This window comes from Alcaligenes sp. EGD-AK7 (assembly GCF_000465875.3).
Taxonomy (GTDB): Bacteria; Pseudomonadota; Gammaproteobacteria; order Burkholderiales; family Burkholderiaceae_B; genus Alcaligenes; species Alcaligenes phenolicus.
Genome location: NZ_AVOG02000002.1, coordinates 83,457 through 97,619, shown reverse-complemented (window position 1 = coordinate 97,619; position 14,163 = coordinate 83,457). Strand labels below are relative to the sequence as shown.

Here is a 14,163-nt window from a genome sequence, read left to right as displayed (position 1 = left end):
AGCCGCTTTGATCAAGGCCGCCAAGGAAATGAGTATTACCTCTCCTGCCGGCACGAACCTGCGTTGCCCGCTGGGTGAATTCCCGGCGATTCGTGAATACGGTTTTGTGGATGAGCCCGGTCGTTGGGACCACTGGCCCAGCGGTTTTGTGCTGACCTGGCCGAACGAGCTGGGCACTAACGGCACCATTGTGATCGACAAGGGCGACATCCTGTTGCCACAGAAGAAATACTCTACCGAGCAGATTATTCTGACCGTGGAAAACGGCTATGCCACCAAGATTGAAGGTGGTATCGAAGCCGAGCTGCTGGACGAATACATGAAGACCTTCAACGATCCCGAAGGTTATGCCATTTCCCACATTGGTTGGGGTTTGCAGCCACGCGCTCACTGGTCCACCTTGGGTCTGTACTCGCGTGAGAACACCATTGGCATGGATGCGCGTGCGTTCGAGGGTAACTTCCTGTTCTCCCTGGGCCCGAACAATGAAGCTGGCGGCAAGCGCACAACCGCATGCCACATTGATATTCCTTTGCGCAATTGCACGGTCAGCCTGGATGGCCGCGCTGTCGTGCGTGATGGCAAAGTACTGGACGGAGGCGTTGGTGAGTACGAATGAAGGAGCGGTGTACGCTCAACAAGGGTTTGGGTCGACGCTGGAGCCTAAAGCTCCTTACGGTTTGTTGATTATTGATCTGGTGAATGGCTTTGCGGATCCTGCCGTGTTTGGTGGCGGCAATATTCCTGAAGCTATCGAGAACACACAGAAGCTGTTGGCAACGGCGCGTGAACAGGGCTGGCCAGTGGCGCATACGCGTATCGTGTATGCCGATGATGGCGCTGATAACAACATCTTCAGCATTAAAGTGCCCGGCATGCTGGGTCTGACCGAAGACGCGCACAACAGCCACATCGTGCCGGAACTGGCTCCTGTGCCCGGTGAGTTCATCGTTCGCAAGAACGTGCCTTCGGCGTTTTTCGGTACGCCTTTGGCCGCTTGGTTGACCCAACGTGGTGTGCAAACACTGCTGGTTGCTGGCGCCGTGACCAGTGGTTGTGTGCGTTCCAGCGTGGTCGATGCGATGCAACTGGGTTTCCGTCCCTTGGTGGTATCGGATTGCGTGGGTGACCGTGCGATTGGCCCTCACGAGGCGAATCTGTTCGATATGCGTCAGAAGTACGCCACCGTGGCAACGCGTGAAGAAGCGATGAAGTTGATCGGACTTTGATCGAGTATCGGTAGTCTGCCGCTTGGGGGCAGGCTGTCGGACCTGTGCCCCTGGGAGTCGAACGACTCTCGGGGGCTTTTTTATAGTTGCTGTTCAGGTCCGTGTGAGGCCATCTGTTTTTAAAACGCCCAGCGCAGATTCATCTGTCCTTGCAGCGATGAATACCCGCCGCCGAACTGTGAACTGATGCTGGTGCCAATCGACAGACGCTCACTGCGTTGCCAGGTCAGGCCAGTTCGCAGGCTCATCGTGTCGCGGGGCAGTACGCTATTGCGGGTATTGAACGTCGTATCTGTGGATGCAATGGCGAAACGGGCAGCTTGAGTCAGGTCGCGATCCAGCCATTCGTGATTCCAGCCAATGTCAACGTTCACGGCCAAGTTGCTGCCATCAGCCAGGGCGCGCTTCCATTCTGCCGTCAGCCCCAGGCTGGAGCGCAGGGCGTCTACGCGCTTGCTGTCCAGGTGAAGTCGAGTGGCCGCATTGCCAGATTCGTCGACCGATGGGCGGGACACCAGGGCATAGTTCATGCTGGCAAAGGGTCCGACAGAAAAGGATGGGTCCAACTGCCACAGGTAGCCTGTGCCGGCGTCAATCGACAGATTGCGTCCTGTCCAGTCGGACGAGTGCGTGGCCTGGTAGTCTCCAATGGCAATTTGTCTGCGCATATCGGCTTGTTCCAGACCCAGGCGCAGCCCGCTGAATGCAAAAAGACCTTCCCGAGCACCGGGGCGGTATTGCAGATGGGCAGCCAGACCAAACGCGGTGGCTTTGCTCTTGCCGGAGTAAGGGGCATCTGGTTTGACCGACAGGTCTGAAATATCCAGCTGCGCTCCCACGGCGAAGTCGGGGGCCGTTTCCAGGGCGCGTCCAGCTCCAACGATCAGGCCATAGCTGTTGGCATCGTAGCCAAGCATGGACCCGCGCGTGTTTTGATCGCCACTGGCACCGAATACCAAGGCGTAGCCCTGCCAGTCAGTACCGGGTCGCAGCATACTTTGGCTCAGGCCTTGGCGGGCGGTTTGCATGATCGAGCGCTCATGCATCAGGGAGCCGGCCATTGCAGCGCTGTAGCCTGCCGGTGAGATCTGGTCCAGGGCGGCGGATATTTGTGAACCGTCGGTAGCGGAGAAGTCGAGCGTCTGGAACAGGCCTTGTGCGGATGCTGGCCCAGCGGCGGCTAGTTTGAACAAGGCTTGGCCAGCTTCTTGCTGGTTCTCGTCGCGGCCATACTGGCTATAGGCATTGTTGGCTCGCGTGGCCGACAAGCGATAGCGTTCATTACCCAAGGGAGCGGCGTCAAATTGCAAGGTGGGTGATACGGAAGCGATTTGAGTGGTGCCGAAGCTGCCGCTGTAGCTGGCTGCTTCCACAAACGAGTTTGTGTCGACGGACCAGGCGTTTTGATACCAGTCGGCGGCGGGCGTCAGTTGCAGCGTGCCGGCCAAGTCAGCATGGCCACTGACGGCAAGGGTGTCATGGCCGCCTTTACCATCAAATTCGGCTAACAGGCGGCCTGTTGCTGTTTGTTGGAAGTTGCCATTTACATTGATGCGTCCGACGGAGTTGCCGGGCGCCAGGGTGCCGGCATTAATCAGAGCATTGCCGCTGGCCAGATCGAAACTGGCATTCCCGCCCAAGGTTGCTGCTTCCTTGATGGTGGCGCTGTGAACCTGCAAGGTGCCGTTCAGTTGCGTTGTGCCGCCGTCAAATGACAGGGCCAGATTGTCTTTGCCGGTGATGTTGCCGGCGTAGCTCAAGTGGAATGTGGCATCGGGCTGATCAATGCTGCGGCCCATCTTGTTGGCAGCCTGACCAAAGGACAGCGTAGTCAGACGCAGCTTGTTGTTGTCGTCGCGTTCTGCGTAATGCGACACTATATCGCCTTCAATTTGTGCGCCTTGCATCAGGTTGATGCGCTCAACGTAGGCATTGTCAGAGATCAGGATGGCCGCTTCTTGACCTGCAACTCGCCCGCTGATGTCGGCTTGTTGAACCAGGGGGCCGTTCAGTTCGGGGAGCAGGGCTTCATTGCTGCCCTCGCTGCTGCGGATGTAGGATCCACGTCGCTCGGTCTCGTTGCCTAGCGAGTTGGTGCCAAAATCAAAACGCAGGCCTACACCCTGAGGGCCGCTAGCCTGGATATCGCCGCGATGAACCAGTGTGTGTCCGCGACCATAGGCAAATTGAACGCCTCGCCCGTTCAAACCATCTGCGTAGATTCTGACGCCTGGGTCGATGACAAGGGTGTTGTTCTGGCCATCGACCCGTATGCCTGCACCGCCTGATCCTGCTGCCAGCAGGTCAGCGGCTTGTCGGACCTGATTATTGCTGCCATAGATATGCAGGCCCAAGCCTAAAGTGGATTGGTTGTACTGACCTGGAAGGTAGTGGGTGCCCTGGGCATTGCGGGCAAAGAAGCCTTGTGTATTCACCAGTTTCAGGCCATCGCCGTAGATCGAGCGCCCGAAGAAGTTGGCCCGGTCAATGGTGTAGCCCAGGTCTTGCAGGACGGCCAGTTCAGCTTCCATGAAGCCCGAATAGTTACGGAAATTCTGGTGGCTCATGACGCTGTTTCGAAGTTCGATGTGGCTCATGAAGTTGTCATCTACGTCGCCGTTTTCCCCCAATATCTTGACGGGCACGCCCTGCAGGCCTCCAGCCAGGACTTGCTCGATATTGGCACCGACCAGGAAACCCTTGTCCTGGCGCAGATCGAAGGCATCAGGGTCGTAAGAGGTGTTGCAGCCATTGCATAGAACTTTCTGTCCTGCCTGTGCTGGATTACCGTTGTCGTCCCTTAGCAGTTGCGTCCAGCTACTCAGCTGGCTTGTGAAATACGGTCGTATGTCATGGTCATCGCCTCTGTTTTCTACGCTGCTTAAGATACCCAGGCCATGAGCAACTTCGTGAATGGCCGTCAGGAGTACGCTGTCTTTACCGGTCTGGGGTGTTTGTGTAAGCGTCGGTTTTGTTGCGTAGTCGTCTGTGCCCAGGCCAAAAAACCCATGCCCACCTAATGGCAGCGTGCCTGCCGCTGGCGTCAGGCCGAAGATATTTTGCTGCATTTGCGTTAACGCACTTTGGCCGTCATTGGCTTCGGGTGAGCCACCGTAGGCGTTGCCCGACACATTACTCGTACCTATATTGACGATGCTTGGAGGATTGTTACCTTGGGTCTGGAGTATTTCAGCCCAATAGCCCAAGCCGTCAACGATCTCGTTTTTGTAGGCTTCATGACCTTGCCAGCTCCAGTAGGATGTATTGCCCTGGTTGTCGAACGGACCATCGCCAATTTCAAAAAAACGCGCGATAAAGACGGGGCGTCCCGAGGCGTTTTCTATGATTCTGTCTTCCAGGGCTTGAGCAGACAGTGGGGCAATGACAAGCGCCAGGGCGGCACACAGTTTTGTTGGTTTCATTGTTGAGCAGGTGTTGAAGGCGCGAGATATTGTTTGCACTGGATGGCCCCTGAGGTAGAGGAAACAGTTTGATTAGAGTGGGGCGTTCATTGTTGCTGCATCGGGGCAGGGCTGATGAAGGGTGGTGCCTTGGCCTGTGTCGGAAAAATATAGCAGATGTGTCAAATTGATATTGTTGGTTTTAAACCCTTGGTCGGGGTTTTTAAACGGCGTGCATCTGCTCTTTTGAGCTTTGAGCTTTGAGCTTTGAGTTTTGGGTTAAAGGGTTGCGGGGTTGCCGGGGGAGTCGCTTTTTTTGGGCGGCTTTCTTCTGGACGTGCTGTTTGGGCTTTGTGTGAGGGTGGCGGGTAGTTTTCTTGTGGGGCCCGGGTACGGCTTGTCTTGGCGGGTCCCTTGCCCACGCTGCGCGTGGGTTCCCTTGTCAGAGTGCCGGGGCGGGCGGGTCGTGAACTCGGAGCGCGGTTTGTCCCCCGGACAAACCGCAAGCGTGCTCCTCAAACAGCACGACCCTTGCATCCCGCCCCAGCACTCTGCCTGCGGCAAGAGCCCTGACTCGCCCGCCAAGCCGTACCCGGGCCGCACAAGAAAACATGTGACACTGGTTAAAGCCCAAACGGCACTGGGGCGGAGGAAAAGAAACGAGGAGGGTGGGAATTGGAGGGGAAAGTAGTCAGATAGTCAGGAGCGAGTCTGCCGGCCAAGGCCAGGATTGGGAAACTGAGCAGGCCGGAATGGTGACGCTGCTAAGAGATGATATTTGCTGGTGGCCGGGTATCTGAATAGAGGATGCTGGGGGCTGCTGATTTTGGAGAGCTGTTCGGCTCAGTTTTCCCACGGGTTGAGGAGGGTGACAGGGGTACCTTTGAAGTCTTTGGTGTTGCGCGTGACGACGGTCATGTTGTGAACCAGGGCTGTTGCCGCGATCAAGGCGTCCCGTTCGCCCTTCTTGTTTGGAACATGCAATTGGGCACATTGTCGTGCTACCGCTGCATCAATGTTCAAGGTGGCTTGGGAGAATGCGGCTAGCACCTGATTTTCAAACCAATTGCGCAATATGGTTCCCTGGGCGGCATCTTCCCGCTCTTTGCTCAGGATGCCTTGTTCCAGTTCCAGGACGGTAATGACGGATATGTACAGGGTGGCGGCGTTGACGCTGTGAATCCAGGCGGTGACATTTGCATCGGCTTTGCCAGATTTCATTTTCCGTATTTCGGAGACGACGTTGGTGTCCAGAAGGTACATGGTCAGAAATCAACGGGGCGAGTGTTGATGTTGCTATGAGCAGGTTCAAAGTCGATGTCGGCGTCATCGTCTGACATGGCCAATTCATCAATAATGTTGCGGCGCTGCTCGGTCAGTTGCAGGTAATTCTGGAATGTCATTAGCACGTGTGAGGGGCGACCACGATCGGTAATGATGACGGGACCATTGCGCGCGGCTTTTTTGGCCTCACTGGTGGCCTGGTTGAATTCTCGGCTTGAAAGAGTGGTGATAGTCATGATGCACCCTCCTGCGGTATTTGAATGTAGTTATGTTACTACATTGAGTGTTGCTTGGTTTCTTCGTGCTTGTTTCTATCAATAAATTTATCCTGTACGCAGGGGCGTGAAAAGACATGGTGTGACAGAGTAGTCACGTGAGACTGGAGAGGTGAATCAATGGCAGGGCAGCAGCATGTATCTGGGGTGACCGGCATTATTCTGGCGGCAGGCTTGGGGCGGCGGTTTGATCCGTCGGGCCAGCAGTTGAAACTGTTGGCCAAGACTGAAGATGGTAGAACGATGGTGCGCCGCGTCTGTGAGACGGCTTTGTTTGTGCTCGATGAGGTGCTGCTTGTTTGTGATATCCATGAGCAGATTTTGCGTCAGGAGTTGGGTGACTTGCCGATCAGATTTGTTCAGGCACCTGAGGCCATCCGCGGTATGGGTGTTAGCCTGAAAGCCGGTATCCGAGCTAGCAGTCCCCGTTATGGGTATGTTGTTTTGCTGGCGGATATGCCTTGGTTGCGGCCAAGCACTGTAGCGGCAGTGGCCCAGGCTGTGCAGGATGGGGCCGGAATTGTACGCCCCGTTTTTAATGGCCAGCCTGGCAATCCGGTTGGCTTTGGATTGGAGTGGCATCAACCGCTTTTGGAGCTGGCAGACGAGCAGGGTGCGCGCGACTTGTTGCAAGCCAACAAGGATCAGACCTTGTTTGTGCCTTTAGTGGATGAGGGGATCTTGCGCGATGTGGACACCCCCAGCGATTTGGGGATGTCTCAAACATCCAATTAGCCGTGACCGCGCTGTTTGGCGATCTGCTGGCGCTCCAGGCGGCCGATGTAGTGCTGAATTGCCATCTGCGTGGAGGCAGACAGGTCAATGAAGGTACAGCCCAAACGTTGAATCTGTTTGCCATTAGGCAACTGCTGTGTTTCCGTACGCGCTACTTGTAGTGCCACAACAAAAGAACCGGCTTGCGGCAGTTCGAGCAGGGATTCGGTTTTATGCGTGCCGATCACTTCTGCCAGACTTTGCGATTCGTCCACCAAAGACAAGCCGCCACCGCTGATGTCGTGCAGCAGAAAGCTTTTGGATTCGTTATTCAAGCGCAAGATCACCATGGCCGGTTCGCTGACGGGTACGTTGACGCGGAAGAACTCGCGTCGCTGCAAGCGGCGAATGGATTCGGGGATCGGGATCGCCAGGGCTGGCTGACCTTCGTAGGACACGACCTCTGGGGTGGGGCCTTGAAACGTCACCTTGATCTTGTCCAGCGAGGTCTCGAAATGGGTATGTTCGGACTGCAGCAGATTGCGGGTTTTTTCTTCTTTGTTGGCGGTATCAATCACCACCACGTTGTTGTCCAGATCAATATCCAGAATGGTGGTGACAATCCGGTCATTGCCCTGATTGGCTTCCATGTGCAGTAACAGGCCCCCTTTTTCGATAGCCTGTAAAACACGCAGAATTTCAAATTTGGATTGGATCTGATACGGATCGTCTTCGGTGGGAGGGAGCGTAGAAGTCATGGGCAGGGCGGCAAAAAGAGATCGGTAAGTGACTGTAAGGGATTGTACGCGCCAGAGTAACACTCTGGGCGCGCTTTGGCGTGTGAAGTCAGCTAGTTAATAGCCTAAGTATTTAGGCTTGGTTTAAATGTTGCAGGGCGCAGCGTGCTGCTGCCAAATCCCACGCAGCCGAGCCTACCGATTTGAAGAACAAGGGCTTGTCTTTGGGGGCTGGGGTACGCAGCGCCTGGTGAATGCTGTGGACTTGCTCCCAGTCCACGCCGGCCTGGATCAGGTCGCCTGCTTCCTGGCGGGCACCGGCGACATCATCGGCATATAGACGGCTGGCCAGCAAGGTGTGGGCCTCGAACTCGGCCATATCCGGTTGAAAGGCTCCCAAGCCAATCAGCAAGCGATCAAGGCGTGCGGGTTCGTGATACACGGGTGTCAGGCTGGAGGTCAGAGCGATCAGCACATCCGTTTTTTCCGGAACAGCTGTGGTGGCTTGGACCCGGTCCCCGAATCTGGCTTGCAAGGATGTGGCCACAGCCTGTGCACGGTCTGGGTTACGGCCCGTCAGGGTGACGCGTGCTTTGGGGTACAGCGTCATGATGGCATCGCAATGCGCGACAGCCTGTTGTCCGTACCCCAGCAAAGTAATGTGCTCCGGCCCTTGGGGCCACAGGGCTTGAATACCCAGCATGGATACCGCTGCAGTACGGCGTCCGGATAGGGTGGGTGCATCCAGAATCAGTAGCGGCAAACCGTTCTGGGCGTCGTAGACGCTGACCAGGCCCTGGATACTGCCCAGTTCCTGCTGCTGGTTGTCCAGCATCACATTAGCCAGTTTATGAACACCTATATCGTGTGAAACCGCTGGCATGGACAGCATTTTCCCCGTTTTGGGATAGTCCAGAACCTGACGGGTTGGGGCGACGATAGTGCCAGCAGCATACTGGGCCATGGCTTTGCCTAGCTGGGCGACCAGTTCAGGATAAGGCAGGGCACGAGCAGTCTCTTCAGAGGACAGGACGGTATAGGAAGTTTGCGTCATTCTAGGGTCTCCATGGAGTCGGTCTGTGGGGGATGCCGGACTATTGAGAAACCAGTGTAGCGTAGGCCCAGCCCAGGGCAATAGGGCCTTTCCGCCAGTGATCTATTGACCCACCTTGACAATTAATCCGCCCCGCCTGGCGGCCTGTCGCGGCATAATGAGGCCTGATATCAGCACCTGCCCACGCGCGGTGCCGTGCATTGGGGAGAAAAATAATGAGTTTGCTTAATTCTGTTGTGTCGGCCTTGTCGGCTACGGATTCCAAATCCAAAGAGCAGGGCGCTTTGTTGCCCGCCCTGATTCAAGTCATCAGCAGCTATCCAGGCGGTTTGAGCGGCCTGATCGAGCGTTTTCGCTCGGGTGGTTTTGGTGATGTGGTGTCGTCCTGGATTTCGCAGGGCAGCAATCAGGAAATCGGCCAGCAGGATTTGCTGGGCGTGATGGGGCAACCGGCCATCAAGCAATTGGTGGACCTGTCGGGTTTGAATCAGCAAAGCGTGCTGGATAATCTGAAGATCATGCTGCCGTCCTTGATCAATCAAGCCAGCCCCAATGGTCAGTTTGACCCATCTCACATTACCGATGCCAGCAGCCTGCTGGGTGGTTTGACGCAGTTGTTTCGCAAGTCCTGATTCTCTTGCGTCCGTGACACGGTCTGTCTGACGGCCGTATTGCCAAGAATGAAAAAAGCCTGGAATCGGTATTGCACCGACTCCAGGCTTTTTTGCTTGATGCCGAAAAACCTGTACAGCAATTCCGGCCTGTACAGGTTTTTGGGTCTTAGCCGCGTGCCGCTGCTTCCAGAGCTTGTTCCAGATCGGCCAGAATGTCGTCGATGTGTTCCAGGCCAACGGACAGACGCACCATGTCTTCGCTCACGCCTACGGCGGCCAGTTCTTCGGCATTGAGCTGACGGTGAGTTGTGCTGGCAGGGTGGCAAGCCAGGGATTTGGCATCACCAATATTGACCAGACGCAGCACCAGGTTCAGCGCGTCGATAAAGCGAGTACCGGCTTCAATGCCGCCCTTGATACCAAAGGACAAAATCGCCGCAGGCTTGCCACCCATATAGCGCTTGGCCAGTTCATGATCCGGATGGTCAGGCAAACCGGCGTACTTCACCCAGGACACTTGTGGGTGCTTGTTCAGATACTGGGCTACTTTCAGGGCGTTTTCTGTATGACGCTCCATGCGCAGAGGCAGGGTTTCGATGCCTTGCAGGATCTGGAAGGCGCTCAAGGGGGCCAGGGCAGCGCCGGTATTGCGCAGCGGAGCCACGCGGCAGCGGCCGATGAAGGCGGCTGGGCCAAAGGCGTCGGTATAGACCACGCCGTGGTAGGACGGGTCAGGCGTATTCAGGATGGCAAAGCGATCTTTGTGCTCGGCCCAGGGGAACTTACCGGAGTCCACGACCATGCCCGCAATGGTGGTGCCGTGACCGCCCATGTATTTGGTCAGCGAGTGCACGACAATGTCGGCACCGTGCTCGATAGGACGGCACAGGGCAGGCGAGGCCACGGTATTGTCTACAATCAGGGGTACGCCATGGCGGTGAGCGGCATCGGCCAGTGCACGGATATCGATGATGTTGCCAGCCGGGTTGCCGATGGTTTCGCAGAACACGGCACGAGTGCGGTCGTCGATCAGGGCTTCCAGTGCTTCGATATCATTGGGTTGGGCAAATTTGACGGTAATGCCCTGGCGCGGGAAGGAGTGCGCGAACAGGTTGTAGGTGCCGCCGTACAGTTTACTGACGGACACAATGTTGTCGCCGGCCTCTGCAATCGTTTGGATAGCATACGTGATGGCTGCCATGCCAGAGGCTACTGCCAAGCCCGCAATCCCGCCTTCCAGTGCTGCCACGCGCTCTTCGAGCACGGCATTGGTCGGGTTCATGATGCGGGTGTAAATATTGCCGGGCACCTTCAGGTCAAACAGATCCGCGCCGTGTTGCGTATTGTCGAAAGCGTAGGAAGTGGTCTGGTAAATCGGAACAGCAACGGCTTTTGTGGTCGGATCAGGCTGGTAGCCAGCATGAATGGCGAGAGTCTCTAGTTTCATGGTTAATTCTGGAATTGATGATCAAGTGGCTTATATAAGACAAAGCAAGCATAACCCCTGTATGTAGAGAAAAGCATCTAAGGGCGCAGACATTAATACTATGCTTTTATTTCTTTTGGTAATAATGGCGAATTACTGACAACAGGCTCTGCTTTTTAAAGTGCGGGTGGATATTTCTTATTTTCGTTACTTCGCAATGGCCCGACATGGGTTAGCATTTCGTATCCGGGCAGATGGCGTGTTGCATCCTGCCCCGAGGTCCTAGAGGCTTACATGAAAGTATGGTTTAAGCGGGGCTTATTCAGCCTCGTCGTTTTAGCTATTGTCACGGTGGTAGGCGGGGCGATTTTCCTGCTGACATTCAATCCCAATTCGTACAAGCAGAAGCTGGCTGACATCGTCCAGCAAAAGTATCAGCGTACGCTCAAGATTGACGGTGATATCGAACTTTCTTTATTTCCCCGCATTGGCCTGTCCGTGCAGGGGCTGTCCCTGTCTGACCGTAATTCGGAAGATCCTTTCGCTTCTTTGGAAAGCGCCCGGTTTGCGGTGGCCTTGTGGCCTTTGATCAATAACCGCCTGGTGGTGGACCACGTTGCTGTTACCGGCTTCAAAGCCTGGATTGTGCGCGATGAGGAAGGCAAGCTGAATTTTGACGACTTGCTGCAAGCCCCGCCTGCCGGCCCTCACCTTCCCCTTGCCCGCTCGGGCGTATCCTTGTTGCCCGCAGCACAAGCTGCCGAGGCTCCTCAGACAGCCGAGCCTGCACCCGAGTCCTTGCCCGTTCCCGAGTTGATTGCCAAGCGCTCGGGTAGCGAAACGGATTTCCAGATTGATATTGCGGGTCTGAGTCTGAAGGGTGGTGAGATTCATTACTTCAGCAAACGCAGCAATGTAATTGGCCGTTTGTTGCAGCTGGAAGTGAACACGGGCCGCATGACGTTTGGTCAGCCTTTTGATGTGGCTTTCAAGAGCCGCTTGTCGGGGGACTATCCCGTGGCGGATGGTGTGCTGGAAGGGCAAGGGCAGCTGAGACTGGACCCTGCTTCCAAATCCTACGGCGCGCAAAAGCTGAACTTGAGCTTTGTCGGTGATCTGGACCAGTTGCAGGCACAAAGCCTGACTCTTAAGGGCAATGTGGCCTACAAGTCGGCCCAACGCCAGTTCAGCGCCACCAATCTGGATACCCAATTGCAAGGTCAGTGGTTGGGCGCTTATCCGGTTAGTGATCTGAATGCCACGTTGAATACGCCCAAGATGGAAATCGACAGCGTCAGCGACCTGGTGTCTTTCGAGAAGCTGGCTTTGCGTGTTCGTGGCAAAAATGAAGATCAGAATCTGGATCTGGCCCTGGACGTGCCTCGTATCCAGGTATCGCCTGCCCAGGCTGAAGGCTCGCCTGTCGTTGCCAGCCTGAAAGTCAGCGGCCCCAAGGTCCTGGGTTTGGGTTTGACGTTGCAAGGCTTGTCCGGTAACAGCCAGGAATTGATATTTGAGCAGGCCAAGCTGGACGGCGCCATCAAGCAAGGCAGCCGTGTGGCGCAATTGAAGGCCAGTTCCCCCATGCAGTGGCAGCCATCGAATGAGTGGCTGCGTCTGCCCGAGGTTAAAGCCAATATCCGCGTGGAAGACGAGGCCGACGCAGGTAGCCGGTTCGAGATGCCTCTGACGGGTCAGGCAGACCTGAACAAAGGCAAACAAGAATACAGTGCGCAGCTAAGCAGTAGCACCGAGCAGGCTCAAGGCAGTCTGGATGTGAGCTTGAAAGATAAGGGTAAAGGGCCGTTGCTGAACGCGGTACTCAAAGCGGACAAACTGGACCTGGACGAACTGCGTTCGATTTTCTGGGTGACAGCCCCCGAAGTGGTGACCCCACCGGAGCCGGAGCCAGAGGCTGAAGCGCCGGAAGTCGCTACCGAGCAGGAGCCGGCTGCAGAGGGGACTGAACAAGCCGAGCAGCCCAAGGCAGAGCAGGCTCCCGCAGTCGAAGAAGTGGTTGAAGAAGCCTCCTCTTACGCTTGGCTGGATACGCTCAGCTTTGATCTGCGTTTTGAAATCGAAAAGCTGCGCAGCCTGGGTGTAGTGATGGATCAGGTGAAAGCTCAGGTCAAGAACCAGGGTCAGTTGATCAATTTGTCGCAGTTCAATGCGCAGGCGTATGAAGGTCAGCTTCAGGCCAAGGCCAAGGTTGAGCCCGGCAAGCGCTTCGAATTGGGCCTGAAGTTGCAGCAAATGCAGGTCGGTTCGCTCTTGCTGGATGCGTTCGGCAATGACTACCTGGCAGGCAAGGGCAATGTGGATCTGAACCTGAAGGCTCAAGGCGCCACAAGCCAGGAGCGTCTGAATGCTCTGGAAGGTGGCCTGACGGTCGATTTGCATGACGGCAGCTGGCGCAGCGTTGATCTGGACCAGAGCGTGCGCGATATCAACGAAGCCGTGCGCAATGCCTTTGGCGGTCAGATTCCTTTGCTGCTGCCCCAGTCCGATCCTTTGCGCCGCACGGTGTTGAACCGTTTGCAGGGCAGTCTGGATATCAAGAAAGGGCAAGCGACTTTCCGTAATTTACGGGCCACCACCCCGATTCTGACGGTGACAGCGGCTAAAGGTGCCACGCTGGATTTGGTAAATCAACAAGCAGATGTGACTTTGCAGGCTCGCCTGAACCACAACAATCTGGCCGTGGAAGAGCGCAAGTCCTTCCAGGACCTGCGCAATGTGCTGATTCCTATCCATATCTCCGGCCCCTGGACAGGGCTGTCCTACCAGATTCAGTGGAAAGACATTGCCAGCAACTCCATCAAGAAGGCACTGCAAGACGGTTTGCTGGATTTGTTGAGCCAGCAAGCTTCAGAAGCTAAAGCAGAGTCCACCCCCGATGTGAAGTCCGAGGTGAAGCAGATCATCAAGGAAGAGTTGGGGGCCAAGGTTCCACAAACCGTGGGCGAAGCCATGAAGCAGTGGTTCAAGCCATGAGCACAAGTTCAGCGTTAAGTTCGCCTGACCAGACGGTTTGCCTGTTGCAAGGCGGCCCGTCCCTTAGTGACGGCAAGGCACTGGCCTGCAAGGGGCGATGGGTGCTGGGGAACGATCAGGGGCAGGTCCTGGCTGCCGATGCGCTGCCTGCCTTGGCCGAGCTTAGTATGGAACTGCGTTTTGGCCAGCTGGTGTTGCGCGCTCCGGGCATGTTGCGCCTGGATATCGAAGTGGACGTTATTGAAGACGATCCGGATTCCTTTTCCCTGTGGCAGGAAAATGGGCAATCCGTGCAATTGGTAGACGAAGGGGATTTGCCTGCCCAGTGGTTCAGCCGCTATACAGGCCAGCCGCTGCGTCTGTTAAAGCGTTTGCCCCAGGCTGAGTAAGCTGTCTGCGCGGTGATCCATATAGAACAAGCCCTGCTCATGGCAG

11 protein-coding genes and 1 pseudogene are annotated in these 14,163 nt (G+C 56.0%); 6 read left to right on the top strand and 6 right to left on the bottom strand.

Annotation, left to right across the window (positions count from 1 at the left end):
* A pseudogene (locus tag N879_RS06550) lies at window positions 1-619 on the top strand (2,5-dihydroxypyridine 5,6-dioxygenase); the annotation flags it as partial.
* A 7-nt stretch (window positions 620-626) separates the two neighbouring features.
* Complete coding sequence (locus tag N879_RS06545; protein WP_009454755.1) at window positions 627-1,229, top strand: N-carbamoylsarcosine amidohydrolase; 603 nt, start codon at window positions 627-629, stop codon at window positions 1,227-1,229.
* A 119-nt stretch (window positions 1,230-1,348) separates the two neighbouring features.
* On the opposite strand, the gene N879_RS06540 is transcribed toward N879_RS06545, so the two are convergent.
* The 3 genes from N879_RS06540 to N879_RS06530 form a co-directional block, all read right to left on the bottom strand.
* A complete protein-coding gene (locus N879_RS06540; protein ID WP_009454757.1) occupies window positions 1,349-4,651 on the bottom strand; it encodes an autotransporter outer membrane beta-barrel domain-containing protein in 3,303 nt (1,100 codons plus the stop codon).
* Window positions 4,652-5,473: 822 nt separating this feature from the next.
* On the bottom strand, window positions 5,474-5,893 hold the full coding sequence (locus N879_RS06535) for a type II toxin-antitoxin system VapC family toxin (protein WP_009454759.1): 420 nt from the start codon (window positions 5,891-5,893) through the stop codon (window positions 5,474-5,476).
* Window positions 5,894-5,895: 2 nt separating this feature from the next.
* A complete protein-coding gene (locus N879_RS06530; protein WP_009454760.1) occupies window positions 5,896-6,150 on the bottom strand; it encodes a type II toxin-antitoxin system prevent-host-death family antitoxin in 255 nt (84 codons plus the stop codon).
* A gap of 159 nt (window positions 6,151-6,309) precedes the next feature.
* Here N879_RS06530 and N879_RS06525 point away from each other — a divergent pair, with 159 nt between their 5' ends.
* Window positions 6,310-6,924: a nucleotidyltransferase family protein gene (locus N879_RS06525; RefSeq protein WP_009454762.1), complete on the top strand. Its 615-nt coding sequence runs from the start codon at window positions 6,310-6,312 to the stop codon at window positions 6,922-6,924.
* Here N879_RS06525 and N879_RS06520 read toward each other — a convergent pair.
* Window positions 6,921-7,661, bottom strand: coding sequence for a flagellar brake protein (locus N879_RS06520; protein WP_009454764.1), 741 nt, complete (start codon window positions 7,659-7,661; stop codon window positions 6,921-6,923). The two genes, N879_RS06525 and N879_RS06520, sit on opposite strands and share 4 nt — an antisense overlap.
* A 112-nt stretch (window positions 7,662-7,773) precedes the next feature.
* Complete coding sequence (locus N879_RS06515; protein ID WP_009454766.1) at window positions 7,774-8,694, bottom strand: delta(1)-pyrroline-2-carboxylate reductase family protein; 921 nt, start codon at window positions 8,692-8,694, stop codon at window positions 7,774-7,776.
* A 215-nt stretch (window positions 8,695-8,909) separates the two neighbouring features.
* Here N879_RS06515 and N879_RS06510 point away from each other — a divergent pair, with 215 nt between their 5' ends.
* Entirely contained in the window at window positions 8,910-9,326 is a 417-nt protein-coding gene (locus N879_RS06510) for a YidB family protein (RefSeq protein WP_022983226.1), read from the top strand.
* Window positions 9,327-9,474: 148 nt separating this feature from the next.
* Here N879_RS06510 and N879_RS06505 read toward each other — a convergent pair whose 3' ends face one another.
* Window positions 9,475-10,755 (bottom strand): bifunctional O-acetylhomoserine aminocarboxypropyltransferase/cysteine synthase, encoded by a 1,281-nt coding sequence (locus N879_RS06505; RefSeq protein ID WP_009454769.1) that lies wholly within the window; start codon window positions 10,753-10,755, stop codon window positions 9,475-9,477.
* A 273-nt stretch (window positions 10,756-11,028) separates the two neighbouring features.
* Here N879_RS06505 and N879_RS06500 point away from each other — a divergent pair, with 273 nt between their 5' ends.
* Window positions 11,029-13,728, top strand: a complete 2,700-nt coding sequence (locus N879_RS06500) for an AsmA family protein (protein ID WP_009454770.1) — start codon at window positions 11,029-11,031, stop codon at window positions 13,726-13,728.
* Window positions 13,725-14,117, top strand: coding sequence for an MOSC N-terminal beta barrel domain-containing protein (locus N879_RS06495; protein ID WP_031232400.1), 393 nt, complete (start codon window positions 13,725-13,727; stop codon window positions 14,115-14,117). Before N879_RS06500 ends, N879_RS06495 begins: the two co-directional genes overlap by 4 nt.
* Window positions 14,118-14,163: the final 46 nt, after the last annotated feature.